Source organism: Pseudomonas sp. RW409, assembly GCF_003184125.1.
GTDB classification, from domain to species: domain Bacteria; phylum Pseudomonadota; class Gammaproteobacteria; order Pseudomonadales; family Pseudomonadaceae; genus Aquipseudomonas; species Aquipseudomonas chlororaphis_I.
On the sequence record NZ_QHHP01000042.1, the window covers coordinates 228,523 to 246,785 of the forward strand.

Here is an 18,263-nt window from a genome sequence, read left to right on the forward strand (position 1 = left end):
AATTTTTACGTGGAATATTTTTTCCAATAAACTTTTTCAAGGCCGGTCCAGGCAGCGTGCATCGTTTCAGCAGACGGCCTGTGGGCCCGCGCCTCAAGATTTTCCCTGCGCCGACCCTGTAGACTGCGCACAGCCCACCTATTGTCAGGGAATGGATCACCAGCCCGTTCCCATCAAGTACAAGCCAGTAAGCACAGAAGGATTGCCTATGTCCCGCACCGATCAGCCGGCCACGACCGAGAGCCCGCAAGACAGCGACCTCGCCAGCCCCCCGATCAATGCCGAACGCCTGTTGCAACTGATCACCCAGGAATACGAAAGCCTGCCGCGCCAGCTCAAGCGCATTGCCAGCTACATGAGCCAGCAGAGCGACCGGATCATGGTCGACCGCATCAGCGACATCGCCCGCGAATGCGAGGTGCACCCTTCGGCCATCGTGCGCTTCTCCCAACGCTTCGGTTTCAGCGGCTTCAGCGAGATGCAGGCGCTGTTCCGCGAGGCCTACACCCACAAGACCACCCCGGTACAGAACTACCAGCAGCGCATCCGCAGCATGATCGCCAACAAGTCGCAGAAGGCCAGCGGCGGCGACCTGGCGCGCGAGTGCATCAACGCCACCCTGTCGGGCATCGAGCGCCTGGGCCTGGAACTGGATGACGCGGCCTTCGACAAGGCCGTGGACCTGGTGGTCAACGCCGACAACATTTATGTGGTCGGGGTGCGCCGCTCCTTCGCCGTGGCCGACTACCTGGTGTACAACCTGCAGCACACCAACAAGCGCATCCATCTGGTGTCGGGCCTGGGCGGCAGCTACCGCGAACAGATGCGCAGCATCCGCCCCAACGACCTGGTGATCGCCATCAGCTTCACCCCGTATGCCAAGGAAACCCAGCACTGCCTGCGCATCGCCCAGCACCATCAGGCCAAGACCCTGATCATCACCGACAGCAACCTGTCGCCCCTGGCCAAGCGCGCCAACAGCGTACTGCTGGTCAACGAAGGCAGCTCCTTCGCCTTCCGCTCTTTGAGCGCGACCCTGTGCCTGTGCCAGGCGCTGTTCATCGCCGTGGCCTACCGCCTGGAACTGAAGGTCGACGAGATTCACGAGCAGGCGGGGTTCGAGGACTGAGCCTCACCCCGCCGAGTGCGTATGCGCCTGCAACGCCCCCGGCACGCCGGTGCGCAGCAGGCCGCCCTCCTCGACCCAGGCCAGGGTCTGCCGGTGGGCCCGTTGCAACAGTTGCTCGGTCTGGCTGAAGTCGAACACCGAAATGCCCAGCGGACACAACGGCGCGACCACATGGATCGCCGCCTGTGGCGAATAGAGCTCAATGTCCCGCACCAGCTGGCGCATGCTCATCAGGTTCAGGGTGTGCAAGGCCAGGGCGATCAAGCCGCTCGGCGGTCGCGGGCAGGCACAGCCGAATCCGGTCGGCACCACGATGACCCGGGTCGCGCCCAGCGACACCGCCGCGGCGATCGGGGTGTTGCTGGCGACGCCGCCGTCGACCAGCAGCTTGTCGCCGATCTGCACCCACGGAAACACCAGCGGAATCGCGGCACTGGCCAGCAGGGCCTGCTCGACGCTGCCACTGGATAACAGCTCCTCGGCCCCGGTGAGCAGGTTGGTGGTGACGATATGCAGGGGCAGTTCGGTGTCTTCGATGCGGGTGACCGGCAGCACCCGGCGCACCAGGCTCGCCAGCGCCGACGAGGGCAACAGGCAGCCGCGACGCTTGAGCACGGAGGACAGCGCGTCAATCACGGAAAACGGAAACACGTCGGCCTTGCGCAAGCCACGCCAGAAATCGGCCAGTTCGGCGACGCCGCGGGCATTGGGCCTGGCGGCAAAGTAGGCGCCGTTGAGGGCCCCGACCGACGCCCCGACCACCAGGTCGAACACCACGTGCTTTTCGAGCAGCGCCCGCAGCATCCCCACCTGGACAGCCCCGAGGCTGCCGCCACCGGCAAGGACAAGGGCGGTTTTGGTGGGATGCATAACGCTTCTCCTGCCAACACTCAGCCTTCCTACACAATAGCGCTGCCACACTCCGCTACGAGGCCGTCTGGCGACTCCCGTGCCATCGCATGCTTTTCATCTGAAAGACCGGCACCGGCTACATCGCTCACCTACGCTGGGTAACGGATGCTCCACAGCACACTCGTGCTTGCGCTGCTCAATCAAGTGCTGGTCATGGGCATCAGGACACGTCCCTCGTAGTGCCAGGGAAGTTTGAGGTTAAACGTTCAAACTCACGCAAGGAGCGCATCATGGTCGATAAAGCATACGCAATTCTTCTTCATTCCGAAGACGAGGATAATGGCTACCTCTACTTCCCCATTAAACGCGCCAATCTCGTGTATGGCGGCATGCCGCAGTTTTTCGGCGGAACCAAGAATGCGGGAGAGACCGATCACGACACTATCGCCCGAGAGATGAAAGAGGAAAGCGACGGTAAAATCACCTTGGGCAGCGGTGGGTTGACGTCAATCTACAAGTCCAGGGTTGGCAACAATAACTACAGCTTTTATGTAGCCGAGAACTACCAGGGCAAGAATTTCCTGGGCAGCCTGACCAACAGCGAGATGAGCAGTATCCAGCAGTTCTTCGTGCAAGTCGGGCTGCAGGACGATGTTGAGGACCTGCTGAAATCACTCAAGATTGTTCCGACTGCAGAGTTTACCGAGTCCGAAACCTATGAGGCCTTCAATCGGGCAATCGCCTGGAGTGAACAATAAACAAGCGGTTTGAAATGCACGGCGGTTTATTGAGCCGGCCAAACCGAAACAGTCGAACGGGCTCGCTACTGTTTCGGGCACTTGAACCCGCAGTGCAATATCAGGCTGCGGGTTTTCAACCGTTATCAACGGTATATAGACAGGAGTACTTGGCGGGACTTGTACAACTCCGACGCTTATAGCCCGCCTCATGTTTTCAGATCGCCCGCGAACGTTGCGCCAACAGCCACCCGAGAACGTTCACCCTCGTCTTATTGCACCTGGAATAGCCGTCATCGGTGATTGACAGCAGTCACCAGCCCCCGATAGCCAATCCCGGACATTTGCCGCTAAATTAGCCGCTGCCCTCCCCCTGCCTCGTTGTTCCGCACAAGGAAATGCTCAATGAAACTGATCGGTATGCTCGATTCACCCTATGTTCGCCGTGTCGCCCTCACCCTCAAGCGCCTGGATATCCCGTTCGAGCATGAGGCGTTGTCGGTGTTTCGCACTTTCGAGCAGTTCCAGCGCATCAACCCGGTGGTCAAGGCGCCGACCCTGATCTGCGACGACGGTACGGTGCTGATGGATTCGTGCCTGATCATCGACTACCTGGAAGCCCTGGCCGGCCGCAGCCTGTTGCCGGCGGCGCCCCAGGCACGAGCCCACGACCTGCGGCTGATCGGCCTGGCGCTGGCGGCGTGCGAGAAGTCGGTGCAGATCTACTACGAGTACCAGCTGCGCCCCGCGGAAAAACAGCACGAACCGTGGCTGGAGCGGGTTCGCGGGCAACTGGCGGCGGCCTATGGCGAGCTGGAAAGAGAATTGGAGAAACGTCCGCTGGCCACCGACGGCGGCATCGATCAGGCCGGTATCAGCCTGGCCGTGGCCTGGAGCTTTACCCAGCTGGTGGTGGCCGAGCACCTGGATGCCACGCGGTTTCCAAGGGTCAAGGCGTTTGCGGAGTATGCGCAAGGGTTGGAGTTGTTTGTCAGTACGCCGTTGGTTTGAGGCCCCGGGACGACGCGGTGTTACCGCAGCACCGCGTCATCGTTCACGTTCATCGCGAGCAAGCTCGCTCCTACAGAAGGTCGCGTTGTTCATAAGATCGAGAACGACGCAGTCCTTGTAGGCGCGAGCTTGCTCGCGAAAAAACTTCAGGGCGACGCGCTACCTCAAGCCAGCGCCACCTGCAACGGCGCCACCGCCTGCAGACCGAAACGCTCGGCGAGGAACGGCGTGATATCCAGCGGCAACGCCTCCTCATTCACCAACCGATCCAGCAGCACCCCGGTGATCGCCGAGGTCAGGATGCCAGTGCGGAAATGCCCGCAGGCGTTGAGGTAGCCCTCCACCCCGCACATCGGCCCGAGGATCGGCAGTTCATCCGGCGAGCCCGGGCGCAAACCGGCCCAGCAGCGCTTGAGGTTGACCTGTTCGAGCTGCGGCACGCAGCGCACCGCGCCCTGCACCAGGCCCTGGATTTCCCGGTAGGTGGTGCTGATGTCGAAGCCTTTGTCCTCGGTGGTGCTGCCGATCAGGATCTCGCCGTTGTCCTTCTGCGCCATGTAGCAATCGCTGGTGGTCAGGCAACCGTTGAGCAGCTTGGGCATGCGCTCGGTGAGCAGGATCTGGCCCTTGACCGGCTTCACCGGAATGCTCGCGCCAGTGGCTTGCAGGCTCAGCTCGGCGGCCCAGGCGCCAGCGGCGTTGATCAGGGTGTCGCAATGGAAAACCCCCGCCTCCGCCGTCTGCACCCCGCTGATCCGGCTGCCCTGGTGCAGCACGCCGGTGACGTTGGTGTTGAAGTACATGTCCACGCCGTTCTGCCGCGCGCCTTCGGTGTAGGCGTCGGCCAGGCGGAACGGGTTGACCTGGTGGTCGCAGAGAAATTCCAGGGCCCCCTGGGCGTCATGGCTGACGTTCGGCTCCGCCTCGCGCAGCGCCGCCTGGTCGAGCCAGCGCACCTGATGGGCCAGGTGCGGGATGCAGGCCACGATGTGCTCGGCGTAGAGCCGGTCCTCGTCGTCGTAGATCACGAACTTCAGCCCGGTACGCTCGAACTTGAAGTCCATGCCATGGCGCTCGCGCAGCTCCTGGTGCAGCTGCGGGTACAGGCCGTTGGATTGCAGGGCGAAGTCGAAGAACGACTGCGGCAGGATATGCGGCGTGCTGGAGTCCACCAGCACCGCCGAACCCTGGGCCTGGCGCTTGTTACGGGCCGACATCATGCGAAAGAAGATCACCCCGCAGCCCAGCCCCACCGACTCGCCGATGGCCCACAGGCCGCCGGCCGAGGCACGGGTGGCATTGCCCGGGCGCTTGGCGTCGATCAACGCCACCCGCAAGTTCTTGCGCTTGGACAACTGGTACGCGCAGGAAGCGCCGATCACACCGCCGCCGGCGATGACCACGTCGTAGAACTTACTCATGATTCAAAGCGTCCTTGCTCGGTTGAGGGAAAGCGGAAAAGGGAATCGGGTCCAGGGGGAAACGCGGGCGCAGCCAGCCCACATCCTGGCGCCCGGTGGCCTGGCGCAAACGGTCGCTGCAATAGCCGACGCACATGCGGCCCTGGCAGTCGCCCATGCTCACCCGGGTGCGCATCTTCAGGCTGGCCATGTCCTGCACGCCCTGCTCGAGGGCGCGGTCGATATCGCCACGGGTCGCGTGTTCGCAACGGCAGATCAGGGTGTCGGCGGCCGGCAGTTCGATCTGCCCGGTGCCGCGTTCGGTGTAGCGGTCCACCGCCGCGCGGAAACGGGTGATGGAGGCCAGTTTGTTCTGGTACTTCTGGCGCCGCTCCAGGGCCGCCTCGTTGCTCAGCACATCGCGCTGCATCAGGATCGACAGCGCGGCGATGCGCCCGGTGAGCATCGCCGCCTCACCGCCGCGGATCCCGCCCATGTCGCCGGCCAAGTGAATGTGCGGCTCGCTGCTTTGCTGCCAGACATTGGCCGTGGCCCGCAGGTAGCCGTCGTGGCTGAAACCATGGTTGAGGCCCATCTGCTGGCTGAGCTGGGTACGCGGGATAAAACCGTAGCCCACCGCCAGGGTCTGCGCGGCGACCTGTTGCTGGCGGCTCAGGTCCGGTTCCCAGCGCGCCGAGTACGGCGCCACGCTGACGCTTTCCAGGCCGTCCGAGCCCTGGGCCTCGACCACGCCCCAGCCGTAATGCACAGGAATGCGGTGCAGCTTGAGGTAGGCCAGCATGCTCAGGCCATCGAGGAACAGTTGCGGCTTGTTCAGCAGCGCCAGGCTTTCCTTGGCGATCCGGCCAAAGGCGCAGGCCTCGTAGACCGCCGCCACCTTCGCGCCACTGGCGTGCAGCTGGCAGGCCACCAGCGGCAGCAGCGGCCCGGTGCCGGCGATCACCACCGGCCCGCGCGGTTTGACCACGCCACTCTTGATCTGCAACTGCAAGCCGCCCAGCAGCATCACCCCGGGCAAGGTCCAGCCGGGAAACGGCACGCTGCGCTCATGACAACCGGCGGCCAGCAGTAGCTGCGGATAGGCCACTTCCTGCAACTGCTCGTCGGCATCCAGCAGGATCAGGCTGCCCTTGCCTTCGGCCCCCACCACCCGGTGGTTGAGGCGCACGTCGATCATCTGTTCGCAATCGGAGAAAGCGCCGTGCAGTTTCGCCAGGGCTTCGCAATAACGCGGCCCCAGGTAGTCCAGCTGCACGCCGTCGCGCAGCGGCCCGCGGTAGACCACACCGCCCAGGCGCGAAGCTTCATCGATCAGGGTACTGCGCACCCCGTGCTCGGCCAGTTCGATGGCCGCGGCCATGCCCGCGGGGCCGCCGCCGACGATCAGTGGATTCAGGCTCATAGCACCTCCTCCGCCGCGACGATACGGTTGACCTCGGTCTGCACCTGCATGCCCGGCCGCACCTGGGTCTGGCAGGCCCGGCGCTTGTGTCGGCCGTCGATCTGCACCAGGCAGCAATGGCACACGCCCATGCCGCAATAGGCGCCGGCCAGCTGGCCGTGGTCGTTGCGCGCCACCTGACGCAGCCCGAGGGACTGGATGACGCTGAGTACGGTTTCACCAATCGCCGCCGTCACCGGCTGGCCATTGAGGCTGATGGTCATATCCGCCTGTTGCAGCGGCTGGATATCGAAAGTTCGTTCGGTATGGCGCATCAGTAAATTCGTCCTTGAGTGAAGAGGAATGCCAGCGTCCTGCTGTGCATCACCCTGAACCTGGACTTCGACCCGGTTCAGGGTTGCGCGACGCCAGCTCCTCGGAGCTGAACACCAGGCCAATCTAGTAGGTTTGTCGAACAAGAACATTGATCTGGGCCAAGCAAAGCACAAGGCCCTGGAATGCGCCTCCCGCCGCCCTGCCCTAACTGGAAAACACGTAGCGACCCTTGACCTTGCGCGGCCCGATGAAAGCGAAATCCGGAAAGATCCGGCTGCGCACGTACATCGCGAAAAACACCACCCCCAAGGTCATGGCCGCGCCGATCAGGGTACCCAACGGGTCCTCGGCATAACCTTCGAACAATCGGGGGAATTGTGACAGGGTCAGAAGGGCATAGAGGCTGTAGGCGTTCACCGAAGGTTTATGGAAGCCCCAGGCGAACAGCAGCGGCACCACCCCGCCCAACAGTCCGAATACCCATGCAGCCTTCGGACCTATGAGCGAGCCGAGGAAGAACCCGGCCACCGCGCCGACCACCGCCTGCAACAGCATCACCACCAGCAGGATCTGGATCTTGCGCCGGTGCAGGGCATAGAGCTTGGGGTCGGAATAGGCGGCGATCCAGAACGCCAGCAGCCGCTCCTTGATCCCGCTGCCGGCAAACGCGGCAAAGGTTTCGCCCCTGGAGCGCCCGGCCTCGAGGCTGGCGATGACCTGGCGCTTGGCTTGCTGTTTGTCCATCCGTGTTGCCCCCGATAGTGGCCCCCGGCGGCGCCGTGCCGGCAACGCTAGTAGAGGCGCCCGGGCCTGTCCAATCGGCGTCTACGGCGTTATTTACGCTTGTAGCTCTTGTTGCCGCTCGGGGTCAGGCAATAGACCCCGCCCCGCGGCCCGGTGCAGAAACTGCCACTGCCACAGGAGCAGCCGTCGCTGCTGCGCAACAGGGTTTGTGGACGCGCCGCCTGCCCCGAGTCGCCGTAGCGCGCGGCGCAGTTTTGCTTGGAACCGCTGATGGAGCCGTCGTTGCATAAAAACAACTCGCCGTCGCAACCGGCGATCCCGCCCTTCTTGCCCGAGCAGGGTTGATTGGCGGCGAACGCCGGGGCCGCCGCCAGCAGCAACAAGCCGACGCCCAGGGCTTTGAAGTCGAGGTAATGAGGTAGGTACATTGCGCAGCATCCATGCCAGCCGGTAATAGCTGGATGATATCAACGATTGCCGCACCCGGCCCGCCTGCTACCCTGCGTTCGCCAGGGCACTGGCGCGAAGATGAAAGATTTTTTAGAAAGCCCGCGGCGATTTCTTGGCAAAATGCAGGCCTGCGTCATGAAATCCCCAATCAGGTAAGCCCTTATGACCCGCATTCTGACCATCGAAGACGATGCCGTAACCGCCCGCGAAATCGTGGCGGAACTGAGCAGCCACGGGCTGGACGTGGATTGGGTCGACAACGGTCGCGAAGGCCTGGTGCGCGCCGTCAGCGGCGACTACGACCTGATCACCCTCGACCGCATGCTGCCCGAGCTGGACGGCCTGGCGATCGTCACCACCCTGCGCACCATCGGCGTGTCGACGCCGATCCTGATGATCAGCGCCCTGTCCGACGTCGACGAGCGCGTGCGTGGCCTGCGTGCCGGTGGCGACGACTACCTGACCAAACCCTTCGCCTCCGACGAAATGGCGGCCCGGGTCGAGGTGCTGCTGCGGCGCAAAAGCACGGTGCAGGAATTCGAAACCAGCCTGCGGGTGGCCGACCTGGAGCTGAACCTGATCAGCCGCGAAGCGACCCGCGCCGACCAGCTGCTGAGCCTGTTGCCCACCGAATACAAGCTGCTGGAATTTTTGATGCGCAACACCGGCCAGATCCTCTCGCGGATGATGATTTTCGAGGAGGTCTGGGGTTATCACTTCGACCCGGGCACCAACCTGATCGACGTGCATATCGGCCGTCTGCGTAAAAAAATCGATCCGCCAGGCATGACCCCGCTGATCCGCACCGTGCGAGGCTCGGGTTATGTCATTGCTGAACCCCTCTAAGGGCTGGCGCTCCTCCAGCAGCCGCCTGCTGGCGCTCTACAGTTCGCTGTTCGTGGCCTGGAGCTGCATCCTCATGGGCGTCATGTACTACGAGGTGTCCGGCTACCTGGAAAGCCTCGCCAAGCACTCGCTGATGCAGCGCCAGCACCTGTTCGCGCGCTTCCAGGGCGAGCAGCTGGAAGAAGCCCTGACCACCAGCATGACCTTCGACATGCGCGCCATCGACGCCTACGGCCTGTTCGACGAGCGGCGTCACTACCTCAGCGGGCCGATCCGCGAGATCCCCGACGACCTGCCGCTGGACGGGCAGATCCACGAGCTCAAGAGCTGCATCGACTCCGACGACCCCAGCCTGCCCCGCGACAGTTGCGATGCGGTGGCCACCTACACCCGCGACGGCCGCTGGCTGATCCTGGTGCGCGACAACGGCTCGCTGTTCGCGGTGACGCGGATCATCCTCCACGCGCTGCTGTGGGGCGTGTCGCTGACCATCATCCCCGGCGCCGCCGGCTGGCACCTGCTCCGGCGTCGGCCGTTGCGGCGCATTCGTGGCATCCAGGCCAGCGCCGAGGCGATCGTCGCCGGCGACATGACCCACCGCCTGCCGCTGTCCAACCGCCGCGACGAGCTGGACATGCTGGCAGCCATCGTCAACGCCATGCTCGACCGCATCGAACGGCTGATGAACGAGGTCAAGGGCGTGTGCGACAACATCGCCCACGACCTGCGCACCCCGTTGACCCGCCTGCGCGCCCAGCTGTATCGCATGCAACAACAGGCGGTCGAGGGCACGCCGGAAGCCTTGCAGCTAGACCAGGTGCTGGCCGAGGCCGATCGATTGATGGCGCGTTTTCGCGGCTTGCTGCGGATTTCCGAGATAGAGGACCACCAGCGCCGCTCGGGGTTTGTCGAGCTCGACCCGCTGCCGTTGCTGCGCGAGCTGTATGACTTTTACCTGCCGCTGGCCGAGGAAGGCCAGTTGACCCTGACCCTGGATGTGCCGGACAGGCTGCCGAGCCTGACCGGCGACCGCGCCCTGCTGTTCGAAGCCCTGGCCAATCTGTTGAGCAACTCGATCAAGTTCACCCCGCCGGGCGGCGAGGTGATTCTGCGTGGTATGGAGGATGGCGGCTGCACGCGCCTGGAAGTCCTCGACTCCGGCCCCGGCATTCCCGAGGCCGAACGCAAGGCGGTGTTCCAGCGCTTCTACCGGGTCGACGACAGCAACTCCCACGGCGGCTTTGGTTTGGGCCTGTCCATCGTCGCCGCCATCGTCAGCCTGCACGGCTTCAAGCTCGACGTCGGCAGCAGCGACAGCGGCGGCGCGCGCCTGAGCCTCGATTGCCGGCCGAGCTTGATCGCCAAGGACTGATACAGAAGAACACGTTCTTCTTCTGTAGGAGCGAGGCTTGCCCGCGAAAAATCCTCATGACAACGCGGTGTTTCAGACAACCCGCGTTATCGTTCACCACCATCGCGGGCAAGCCTCGCTCCTACAGAGGCGGCTCCCCGGTCAGGACATGTGCACCAGGCTGATGGAATTGCTGCGCAACTCGTACAGCAGCTCCTCGATCATCGCCAGCACGTCCGCCTCTGTCGCGAGCGTGCGCGGGTCGATGCCGGTGACCACCAAGTCGACCCGGCCGCTTTCAGGCTCGAAGACCCGCAGGGTCAGTGTGGAATCGGAGCCGGTGCTGAAGGCACAGGCCAAGGGCGCGAAGCCCTGTTCGATGTAGCGGCGCAACTGCGCCTGGGAAATCACCCAGGCCTCCTTCAGTGGCGACGCCACAACAGGCCGGCCAGCAGGCCGATCCCGGCGAGGATGGCAACGCTGGCCAAGGGTTTGTCACGGACGAAGCGGGAGACACTGTCCAGGGCCTCGCCATAGGTTTCCTGCAACTGCCCGGCGGCTTGGCGGGCGGCGCCCTCCAGGCGCATCTGCTGGTCGTCCAGCAGTTCGCCTACTGCACCCCGGGCCTTGCCGGCCGCCGTGCCCATCGCACCTTTGATCTGTTCGCTACGCATCGTGCATTCCTTCAGCTGATGATTTTCGTGAGCGGCCCGTGTCCGCCACGGCACCGCACATCACCCAGCCTAAGAAACCCCGTGACGCCGCAGAAGCGTCATTTGTACTGGTGACACTGGTGCATTTGCACCGGTCAGCGCTGCACCTTTCAGCGCTGCGCCTTGCCGCGACGGTCGCCACTGAACAGCCCGCGCTCGCGAGCCCAGACAATGGCCTCGGCGCGGCTGTGCACTGCCAGCTTGGAATACACCGTGGCCACGTGATTGCGCACCGTGCTGGGCGCCAGTTGCAGGCGCGCGGCGATCTCCTTGTCGGCCAGGCCCTCGCAGATCAGCCCCAGCACATCGCGCTCGCGGGCGGTCAGGTCGGTAAAGGACGCGCTGGGCTGCTCGGCCTGGTTGGCGCTGCGGACATTGGCCAGCTTTTCGATCAGGGTCTGGCTGAACCACGAGGCATCGCGCATCACCTCCTCGATCGCCGACACCAGCTCCAGCTCGGAGCGCTTGCGTTCGGTGATGTCCATCAGCACCAGCAGGTAGCTGGGCTTGTCCTGGATGTTCACGGTGTCGGCCGAGACCACGCAGTCGAGCAGTTCGCCGCCCTTCTTCAGCACCCTGAGATCGAGGTTGCGCACATCGGCGCTTTTCTCCAGGGCGCCGAACAGGCTGGCGCAGGCCTGCGGGCTGGCGATAAAACCGACTTCTTCGACGGTCTTGCCCAGCAGCTCTTCGGCGGCATAACCGGTGCTGTCGAGAAAGGCCTCGTTGACGTCGACGATCTGCTGGCTGTCGGCGCCGCACACCAGGGTCGGCACCGGCGTCAGGCGGAACGCCTTGGCAAAACGCTCCTCGCTCTGGCGCAGGGCCGTCTCCGCCTTGCGCCGCGGCTCCAGGTCCATGAAGGAAAACAGCATGCAGTCTTCTTCGTTGATATCCAGCGGCTGGCCGGCGACTATCACCAGCTTGCTGCCGCCTTCGGGCAGGCGCAGCTCGGCCTGCATCTGCGGGATGGTCGCGCCCTGGTTCAGGCGCTCGATGGCCAGGTCCTTGCGCTCGGCGCCCTCCAGCACATCCACCTCGTACACCGAGCGGCCGATCACCTGGTCGCGGGCATAGCCGGTCATTTCCAGGAAGCCCTGGTTGACCTTGATGTAGCGCAGGTCGCTGAGGCGGCAGATCACCGCCGGCGCCGGGTTGGAATTGAAGGTCTTCTCGAAACGCTGCTCGGCGCTGGCCCACTCGGTGGCGTCGCTGAGGATCAGCACCAGGGACTCCACCTCGCCGGCACGGTCGGTGAGGATCATGCTGCGCACCCGATGCACCCAGGTACGCGCCTCCTCGCCCTCGCCGCTGCGCACCTCCACCACCACATCGCTGAAGGTCTCCCCGGCGGCGACCCTATTGATGGGGTAGCTCTCCAGCGCCAGGGGGTGATTGTTGCGATAACGCAGGGCGAAACGCTCGGCGTACTGGCGATCGTCGGCGCCCAGCTCACTGATGTCTTCGACCCCGTGCATGGCCAGCGCCGCCTCGTTGGCCCAGACGATACGCCGGTCCGCCTCGAGCAGGATGACCCCGTCGGACAGTCCGGAAATGATCTGCTGCAACTGGCGGCGATTGGTTTCGGTGGCGAGTAGATCCTGGCTCATGTCAGCTCCTGAAAGGCCCGGCTCTACGGGCAAGGCGGCGGATAAAAGGGGCAGAAGCTACGACCACGGCGCATCGCCATCGTGCCCTGGAGCTGACGCGCCAATGACAGCGGAGTACTGGAGCCTCACCTGCGCAAAGGCTAAGCTGCGCACCCGGCCCGATCCGCCAATGCCATCAAGGAGCGAAGCATGATCACCATCCGTGAAGCTGACAGCCGCGATATCGATGCCCTCCAAGCCATCGGATGCGCCACCTACCGCGAGCATTTCTCCTCGATCTGGAGCGCTGAAGGCATACAGCAGTTTCTCGCCCAGGACTTCTCTCTCCGCAGCCTGCAAGACTCTCTTGCCGCCAAGAGCGAGCATCTGTGGCTGCTGGCCCTGGACGAGCAACAGCAGGCCATAGGTTTCGCCAAACTCAACTGGGCACGGCCCACCCCGGGCAGCGGCATTCCGGTGCCGAGTTGCAGAAGATCTATCTGCTCAAATCCCAGGCCGGCAAGGGGCACGGTCGCCGCTTGCTTGAGCATGTGCTGCAGCGCGCCACCGATGCGGGTGAACCCTGCCTGTGGCTGGACGTGCTCAAGAGCAACATTGGCGCCCAGCGCTTTTATGCCAGCGCCGGCCTGCGCCAGATAGGCGAGGTCCCCTTCAACACCGACCTGGAGCAAATAGGGATGTGGGTGATGGCCTGCGACCTGCCCGGCCACAACAGCCGATTGTCACCCCGCTCGCCCCTGTAGCCGCTGGCGCAGCCTGCGATAGACCCGAAGGGGCTCCGACGCCAGCAAGATCGCCGCGAGCGTGCCGCTCGATCGCAGCCTGCGGCAGCGGCTACACGCATTGAGCTGGGCCGGAATATCGAGGGTGTCCCCGTTCCCTGTAGCCGCTGCCGAGCCCCGCGAGGCTGCGATAGACCCGAAGGGTCTCCGGCGCCAGCAAGATCGCCGCGAGCGTGCCGCTCGATCGCAGCCTGCGGCAGCGGCTACACGCGCATTGAGCAGGGCTGGGATATCAAGGGGTGAACAGGTTCAGGAAATGCCCAGGGCCTTCAGGCGTCGGTACAGGGTGCGTTCGCTCAGGCCCAGGGCCTTGGCCAGTTCGCTGCGTGAGCCTTCGAACACTTCCAGGGCGTGGGCCAGTTGCTCCAGGTCCTTGCCCGCGCGGCGCCGGCTCGGCTGGGTGGTGGCGGCGGCGCTGCCGGCGCGTAATTCCTCGGGCAGGTCCTCGACCCGGATCACCCCGTCGTCGCTGAACAGCCGCGCCCGTTCGAGGATATTGCGCAGCTCGCGAATATTGCCCGGGTAGGCATACAGGCCCAGGCGCTCCAGGGCCTGCGGCGCGACCCGCGGCACCGCGCCCGGCGCCAGGCGTTGCAGCAGGCTGTCGATCAGCAGCGGCAGGTCGTCGCTGCGCTCGCGCAGGGCCGGCAGGCGGATCGGGAAGGCGCTGATGCGGTAGTACAGGTCCTGGCGGAAGGTGCCGGCGGCGACCATTTCCTTGAGCGGCTTGTGGGTCGCCGAGACCAAGCGGAAGTCCGAATGCACAGTGCGCAGGCTGCCCACCGGACGAAAGCTGCCGGACTCGATCAGCCGCAGCAGCTTGACCTGCATCGCCAGCGGCACTTCACCGATCTCGTCGAGAAACAGGGTGCCGCCATGGGCTGCTTCGGCCAGGCCGATCTTGCGTTGCAGGGCGCCGGTGAAGGCGCCCTTCTCATAGCCGAACAGTTCGCTCTCCAGCAGGGTCTCGGTCAGGCCGGTGCAATCGACCACCACCAGCGGCCCACCGGCGCGCGGACTGCCATCGTGCAGGGCGCGGGCGAACAGCTCCTTGCCGGTACCGGACTCGCCCTGCAACAGCACCGGGATCTGCGACGGCGCCGCCCGCTGCAGGGCGCTCAAGGCCTCGTTGAAGGCCGGCGAACGGCCCACCAAACCCTTCTGCTGCGGCTGCACCGAGGCCACCGCCACCGAACTCAAGCGCTCGACATAGGCCACCACCTGCCCCGTGTCACCGAGGATCGGCCGCAGCTCGACGTCCACATGCTCCGGCCCGCGCGGGGTGTGATGGATATGCAGCAGGCGCTCCGGCAGACGGGTCTCGAAGGCCTTGCGCATCGGACAATGTTCGCCGGCCTGGTCGCACGGCACCGCGAACTGGTGGGACACCCGATAGCACTTGGCGCCGACATGGGGTTTGCCCTCGACGCCGAACTGGCGCTGGTAGGCGGTGTTGGCGGCGAGGATGTTGTAGTCGGTGTCTAACAGAATCGTCGGCTGCGCGTCATGTTCCAGATAGGACATCAGGGCTAACATTTCAGCACTGACGAGGGCATGGGTGGACTGGGGCATGGCAACTCCTGGGCGTTGCGCGGCAGCTTAAACCATGAGCCCGGCTTCTGCCATTTTCTGCCAGAAACTGCCAATCGACTGCCACCTACAATTGACAGTGACAGCCAGAACGCCCGCCCCAGGCCTTTGAATTCAATGAATGGGCGGTAAAAGCAGCGCGCGCCGGTTGGCACGCTTATTGACAGTCCAAGGGATGACTGCCCGCCCCGGCCGGCGTCACCCTATTGTTCGGAGAGCCCAATGATCATCGGCGCATCGCTGTGCGTAGAAGCCTTTTTCGACCACCAGACATGGACCATCAGCTACCTGGTGATGGACCTCGACACCCGGCGCTGCGCGCTGATCGACAGTGTGCTGGACTACGACCCCAAGTCCGGCCGCACCCGCACCGAGTCCGCCGACAAACTGATTGCCCGGGTGCGTGAACTCGATGCCCAGGTCGACTGGATCCTCGAGACCCACGTGCACGCCGATCACCTGTCCGCCGCGGCCTACCTCAAGGCGCAGCTCGGCGCCCGGGTGGCGATCGGCAACCAGATCACCGTGGTGCAGCAGGTGTTTGGCCAGCTGTTCAACGAGGGCCAGGGTTTTGCCCGCGACGGCAGCCAGTTCGACGTGCTGCTCGAAGACGACAGCCGCTTCGCCATCGGCAACCTCCAGGCCCGCGCCCTGCACACCCCCGGCCATACCCCGGCATGCATGACCTATCTGGTACAGGTCGGTGAAGAGACCGTGGCCTTTGTCGGCGACACCCTGTTCATGCCCGACTACGGCACCGCCCGCTGCGACTTCCCCGGCGCTGACGCGCGCACCCTGTACCGTTCCATCGGCAAGATCCTCGCCCTGCCACCGCAGACCCGGCTGTTCATGTGCCACGACTACCTGCCCAACGGCCGCGAGCTGCAATACATGACCACGGTCGCCGAACAGCGCGCCAACAATATCCATATCCATGAAGGGATCGATGAAGACGCCTTTGTGCGCATGCGCGAAGCCCGCGATGCCACCCTGGAAATGCCGGTGCTGATCCTGCCCTCGGTGCAGGTCAACATGCGCAGCGGCCAGTTCCCGGAGCCCGACGACAACGGCGTGAGCTACCTGAAGATCCCGCTGAACGCCCTTTAAAACCTATAACGCCACTCCACCAGGAGACGCTGCCATGCGCCCGATTTCCCCCATCCAACGAGCCGTCAACGGCAGCCACCAGGTGCTGATCGTCGGCGGCGGCGCGGCTGGCATTGCCACCGCGTCCAGCCTGATCAGCCGCGAACCGCACCTGGACGTCGCCATTATCGACCCGGCCGACACCCACTATTACCAGCCCGGCTGGACCCTGGTCGGCGCCGGGGTGTTCCGCGCCGAAGACACCGCCCGCAGCATGGCCTCGCTGATCCCCAAGGGAGTGACCTGGATTCAGGCCGCGGTGAGCAGCTTCGAGCCGGAGCACAATGCCCTGGTACTCAACGACGGTCGCGTGCTGGGTTATGACCAGTTGGTGGTCTGCCCGGGCCTCAAGCTCGACTGGAACGCCATCGAGGGCCTGAGCGAAACCCTGGGCAAAAACGGCGTGACCTCCAACTACCGCTACGACCTCGCGCCCTACACCTGGCAACTGGCGCAGAACCTCAAGCAGGGCCAGGCGCTGTTCAGCCAGCCGCCGATGCCGATCAAATGCGCCGGCGCACCACAGAAGGCCATGTACCTGTCCTGCGATCACTGGCTGCGCAACGGCCGGCTGGGGCAGATCAACACCCGCTTCCTGAATGCCGGCGGCGTGCTGTTTGGCGTGCCGGACTACGTGCCGGCACTGATGGAGTACGTGAAGAAGTACGATATCGCCCTGGATTTCGGCCACAACCTGGTGGCGGTGGACGGCCCCGGCAAACGGGCGACCTTCGTGCGCAACAACGCCGAAGGCCAGCCGGAACGCATCGAGCTGCCCTTCGACATGCTGCACGTGGTGCCGCCGCAGACCGCCCCGGACTTTATCCGCAACAGCCCGCTGGCGGATGCCGCCGGCTGGATCGACGTCGACCCGCACAGCCTGCGGCACAAGCGCTACAGCAACATCCATGGCCTCGGCGACGGGACCAATACCAGCAACGCGAAAACCGCCGCGGCGGCGCGCAAGCAGGCGCCGGTGGTGGCCACCAACGTGCTGGTGAACCTCAAGCGCCTGCCGACCCGGGCGCAGTACGACGGCTACGGCTCCTGCCCGCTGACCGTGGAGCGCGGCAAGATCGTCCTCGCCGAATTCACCTACGGCGGCAAGGTCGCGCCGAGCTTTCCGGCGTGGCTGCTGGACGGTCGCCAGCCGACCCGGCGTGCCTGGTGGTTGAAGGAGCGCATCCTGCCGCCGCTGTACTGGCGCGGCATGCTCAAGGGCCATGAGTGGCTGGCGCGGCCCAGCCTGGTGACGGACCTGCCGGAATCATGAGTGAGTACAGCTTGTTGGGCGCCGGCCTCGGCGCGCTGATCGGGGCGATCCTGGCATTGACCGGGGCCGGCGGCGGGATTCTCGCGGTGCCGCTGCTGGTGTTCGGCCTCGGCCTGAGCATGGTCGAGGCCGCGCCCATCGGCCTGCTCGCGGTGGGCCTGGCGGCCGCCGTGGGCGCGGTGCTGGGGCTGCGCGAAGGCATCGTGCGTTACCGCGCCGCCGGCTTCGTCGCCGCCATCGGCATCCTTATGGCGCCGGTCGGCCTGTGGCTGGCCCACCGCCTGCCGAACCTGCCCCTGGCCCTGCTGTTTTCCGCGGTGCTGCTGTACGCCTGCGGACGCATCCTGCTCAAGGCCACCCGCGAACTGCGCCACGGTCAACCGGCACCCCGCGCCGAGTTCCGCCCCTGCGTGCTCAACCCGCTGCAGGGCCGGCTGCGCTGGACCCTGCCCTGCGCCCGCGCCCTGACCGTCACCGGCATGCTCTCGGGGCTGCTCTCCGGATTGCTCGGGGTCGGCGGCGGCTTCGTGATCATCCCGGCGCTGACCCGCTACACCAACCTGGACAGCAAAAGCATCGTCGCCACCTCCCTGGCGGTGATCGCCCTGGTGTCCACCGGCAGCGTGATCACCGCCAGCCTCAGCGGCGTGATGCACTGGGCGGTGGGTGCGCCCTTCGCCGGCGGCGCGGTGCTGGGGCTGATTGCCGGCCGTCAGGTCGCCCGTTACCTGGCGGGGCCGCGGCTGCAGCAGTTGTTTGCCTTGGTGGGGATGCTGGCGGCGGTGATGCTCAGCCTCGGAGCACTCGGCGCCTGGCGTTGAACCCGCAATCGCGAGCAAACGCTCTTCTGTAGGAGCGAAGCTTGCTCGCGATAGCGCCCGCCCAGACGGC

General features: G+C 64.9%; 18 protein-coding genes and 1 pseudogene. 9 read left to right on the forward strand and 10 right to left on the reverse strand.

Annotation, left to right across the window (positions count from 1 at the left end; genetic code table 11):
* Positions 1 to 208: 208 nt before the first annotated feature.
* Positions 209 to 1,129 (forward strand): MurR/RpiR family transcriptional regulator, encoded by a 921-nt coding sequence (locus tag DK261_RS28030; protein ID WP_009048462.1) that lies wholly within the window; start codon positions 209 to 211, stop codon positions 1,127 to 1,129.
* A 3-nt stretch (positions 1,130 to 1,132) separates the two neighbouring features.
* Here DK261_RS28030 and DK261_RS28035 read toward each other — a convergent pair whose 3' ends face one another.
* Positions 1,133 to 1,999 carry a patatin-like phospholipase family protein gene (locus tag DK261_RS28035; protein ID WP_110177074.1) on the reverse strand — a complete coding sequence of 289 codons (867 nt, stop codon included), beginning with the start codon at positions 1,997 to 1,999 and terminating at the stop codon, positions 1,133 to 1,135.
* Between the two features lie 272 nt (positions 2,000 to 2,271).
* On the opposite strand from DK261_RS28035, the gene DK261_RS28040 reads away from it, so the two are divergent.
* Both DK261_RS28040 and DK261_RS28045 read left to right on the forward strand, forming a co-directional pair.
* The gene (locus DK261_RS28040) at positions 2,272 to 2,739 is read left to right on the forward strand and encodes an NUDIX hydrolase (protein ID WP_009048460.1); all 468 of its coding nucleotides are present in this window, start codon (positions 2,272 to 2,274) and stop codon (positions 2,737 to 2,739) included.
* A gap of 384 nt (positions 2,740 to 3,123) precedes the next feature.
* A complete protein-coding gene (locus DK261_RS28045; protein ID WP_110177076.1) occupies positions 3,124 to 3,729 on the forward strand; it encodes a glutathione S-transferase in 606 nt (201 codons plus the stop codon).
* Positions 3,730 to 3,893: 164 nt separating this feature from the next.
* Here DK261_RS28045 and hcnC read toward each other — a convergent pair whose 3' ends face one another.
* The 5 genes from hcnC to DK261_RS28070 all read right to left on the reverse strand — a co-directional run bounded on the left by hcnC (position 3,894) and on the right by DK261_RS28070 (position 8,039).
* On the reverse strand, positions 3,894 to 5,150 hold the full coding sequence (hcnC, locus tag DK261_RS28050) for a cyanide-forming glycine dehydrogenase subunit HcnC (RefSeq protein ID WP_110177077.1): 1,257 nt from the start codon (positions 5,148 to 5,150) through the stop codon (positions 3,894 to 3,896).
* On the reverse strand, positions 5,143 to 6,552 hold the full coding sequence (gene hcnB, locus DK261_RS28055) for a cyanide-forming glycine dehydrogenase subunit HcnB (protein WP_103331707.1): 1,410 nt from the start codon (positions 6,550 to 6,552) through the stop codon (positions 5,143 to 5,145). The genes hcnC and hcnB overlap by 8 nt, the downstream gene beginning before the upstream one ends.
* Positions 6,549 to 6,866 carry a cyanide-forming glycine dehydrogenase subunit HcnA gene (gene hcnA, locus DK261_RS28060; protein WP_009048456.1) on the reverse strand — a complete coding sequence of 106 codons (318 nt, stop codon included), beginning with the start codon at positions 6,864 to 6,866 and terminating at the stop codon, positions 6,549 to 6,551. Before hcnA ends, hcnB begins: the two co-directional genes overlap by 4 nt.
* Positions 6,867 to 7,071: 205 nt before the next feature.
* The gene (locus tag DK261_RS28065) at positions 7,072 to 7,611 is read right to left on the reverse strand and encodes a hypothetical protein (RefSeq protein WP_053268782.1); all 540 of its coding nucleotides are present in this window, start codon (positions 7,609 to 7,611) and stop codon (positions 7,072 to 7,074) included.
* 89 nt (positions 7,612 to 7,700) lie between these two features.
* Positions 7,701 to 8,039 (reverse strand): hypothetical protein, encoded by a 339-nt coding sequence (locus tag DK261_RS28070; protein WP_101282246.1) that lies wholly within the window; start codon positions 8,037 to 8,039, stop codon positions 7,701 to 7,703.
* Positions 8,040 to 8,223: 184 nt separating this feature from the next.
* Here DK261_RS28070 and DK261_RS28075 point away from each other — a divergent pair, with 184 nt between their 5' ends.
* Together DK261_RS28075 and DK261_RS28080 are read left to right on the forward strand one after the other, a co-directional pair.
* Positions 8,224 to 8,907, forward strand: coding sequence for a response regulator transcription factor (locus DK261_RS28075; RefSeq protein ID WP_007930717.1), 684 nt, complete (start codon positions 8,224 to 8,226; stop codon positions 8,905 to 8,907).
* Complete coding sequence (locus DK261_RS28080) at positions 8,885 to 10,279, forward strand: HAMP domain-containing sensor histidine kinase (RefSeq protein WP_009048453.1); 1,395 nt, start codon at positions 8,885 to 8,887, stop codon at positions 10,277 to 10,279. Before DK261_RS28075 ends, DK261_RS28080 begins: the two co-directional genes overlap by 23 nt.
* Before the next feature lie 141 nt (positions 10,280 to 10,420).
* On the opposite strand, the gene DK261_RS28085 is transcribed toward DK261_RS28080, so the two are convergent.
* The 3 genes from DK261_RS28085 to DK261_RS28095 form a co-directional block, all read right to left on the reverse strand.
* Entirely contained in the window at positions 10,421 to 10,669 is a 249-nt protein-coding gene (locus tag DK261_RS28085) for a DUF1652 domain-containing protein (RefSeq protein ID WP_029525963.1), read from the reverse strand.
* A gap of 11 nt (positions 10,670 to 10,680) precedes the next feature.
* On the reverse strand, positions 10,681 to 10,932 hold the full coding sequence (locus tag DK261_RS28090; protein ID WP_038631745.1) for a CsbD family protein: 252 nt from the start codon (positions 10,930 to 10,932) through the stop codon (positions 10,681 to 10,683).
* A 149-nt stretch (positions 10,933 to 11,081) separates the two neighbouring features.
* The gene (locus DK261_RS28095) at positions 11,082 to 12,581 is read right to left on the reverse strand and encodes a PAS domain S-box protein (protein ID WP_110177079.1); all 1,500 of its coding nucleotides are present in this window, start codon (positions 12,579 to 12,581) and stop codon (positions 11,082 to 11,084) included.
* 189 nt (positions 12,582 to 12,770) lie between these two features.
* Between DK261_RS28095 and DK261_RS28100 the strand changes: the two are divergent.
* Positions 12,771 to 13,324, forward strand: a pseudogene (locus DK261_RS28100) (N-acetyltransferase family protein).
* 288 nt (positions 13,325 to 13,612) lie between these two features.
* On the opposite strand, the gene DK261_RS28105 reads toward DK261_RS28100, so the two are convergent.
* Positions 13,613 to 14,935, reverse strand: a complete 1,323-nt coding sequence (locus tag DK261_RS28105) for a sigma-54-dependent Fis family transcriptional regulator (RefSeq protein ID WP_110177081.1) — start codon at positions 14,933 to 14,935, stop codon at positions 13,613 to 13,615.
* Between the two features lie 240 nt (positions 14,936 to 15,175).
* On the opposite strand from DK261_RS28105, the gene DK261_RS28110 reads away from it, so the two are divergent.
* From DK261_RS28110 to DK261_RS28120, 3 genes are read left to right on the forward strand one after another with little or no spacing between them, the layout of a single operon-like run.
* Complete coding sequence (locus DK261_RS28110) at positions 15,176 to 16,060, forward strand: MBL fold metallo-hydrolase (protein ID WP_110177083.1); 885 nt, start codon at positions 15,176 to 15,178, stop codon at positions 16,058 to 16,060.
* A 34-nt stretch (positions 16,061 to 16,094) separates the two neighbouring features.
* Positions 16,095 to 17,372: an FAD/NAD(P)-binding oxidoreductase gene (locus DK261_RS28115; RefSeq protein ID WP_110177085.1), complete on the forward strand. Its 1,278-nt coding sequence runs from the start codon at positions 16,095 to 16,097 to the stop codon at positions 17,370 to 17,372.
* Positions 17,369 to 18,193 carry a sulfite exporter TauE/SafE family protein gene (locus DK261_RS28120; protein WP_038579866.1) on the forward strand — a complete coding sequence of 275 codons (825 nt, stop codon included), beginning with the start codon at positions 17,369 to 17,371 and terminating at the stop codon, positions 18,191 to 18,193. The genes DK261_RS28115 and DK261_RS28120 overlap by 4 nt, the downstream gene beginning before the upstream one ends.
* The last annotated feature ends 70 nt before the right edge of the window (positions 18,194 to 18,263 follow it).

Coding starts and splice junctions, on each gene's coding strand:
- DK261_RS28030 (WP_009048462.1), top strand. CDS start 209: ATGTCCCGCACCGATCAGCCGGCCACGACCGAGAGCCCGCAAGACAGC.
- DK261_RS28035 (WP_110177074.1), bottom strand. CDS start 1,999: ATGCATCCCACCAAAACCGCCCTTGTCCTTGCCGGTGGCGGCAGCCTC.
- DK261_RS28040 (WP_009048460.1), top strand. CDS start 2,272: ATGGTCGATAAAGCATACGCAATTCTTCTTCATTCCGAAGACGAGGAT.
- DK261_RS28045 (WP_110177076.1), top strand. CDS start 3,124: ATGAAACTGATCGGTATGCTCGATTCACCCTATGTTCGCCGTGTCGCC.
- hcnC (WP_110177077.1), bottom strand. CDS start 5,150: ATGAGTAAGTTCTACGACGTGGTCATCGCCGGCGGCGGTGTGATCGGC.
- hcnB (WP_103331707.1), bottom strand. CDS start 6,552: ATGAGCCTGAATCCACTGATCGTCGGCGGCGGCCCCGCGGGCATGGCC.
- hcnA (WP_009048456.1), bottom strand. CDS start 6,866: ATGCGCCATACCGAACGAACTTTCGATATCCAGCCGCTGCAACAGGCG.
- DK261_RS28065 (WP_053268782.1), bottom strand. CDS start 7,611: ATGGACAAACAGCAAGCCAAGCGCCAGGTCATCGCCAGCCTCGAGGCC.
- DK261_RS28070 (WP_101282246.1), bottom strand. CDS start 8,039: ATGTACCTACCTCATTACCTCGACTTCAAAGCCCTGGGCGTCGGCTTG.
- DK261_RS28075 (WP_007930717.1), top strand. CDS start 8,224: ATGACCCGCATTCTGACCATCGAAGACGATGCCGTAACCGCCCGCGAA.
- DK261_RS28080 (WP_009048453.1), top strand. CDS start 8,885: ATGTCATTGCTGAACCCCTCTAAGGGCTGGCGCTCCTCCAGCAGCCGC.
- DK261_RS28090 (WP_038631745.1), bottom strand. CDS start 10,932: ATGCGTAGCGAACAGATCAAAGGTGCGATGGGCACGGCGGCCGGCAAG.
- DK261_RS28095 (WP_110177079.1), bottom strand. CDS start 12,581: ATGAGCCAGGATCTACTCGCCACCGAAACCAATCGCCGCCAGTTGCAG.
- DK261_RS28105 (WP_110177081.1), bottom strand. CDS start 14,935: ATGCCCCAGTCCACCCATGCCCTCGTCAGTGCTGAAATGTTAGCCCTG.
- DK261_RS28110 (WP_110177083.1), top strand. CDS start 15,176: ATGATCATCGGCGCATCGCTGTGCGTAGAAGCCTTTTTCGACCACCAG.
- DK261_RS28115 (WP_110177085.1), top strand. CDS start 16,095: ATGCGCCCGATTTCCCCCATCCAACGAGCCGTCAACGGCAGCCACCAG.
- DK261_RS28120 (WP_038579866.1), top strand. CDS start 17,369: ATGAGTGAGTACAGCTTGTTGGGCGCCGGCCTCGGCGCGCTGATCGGG.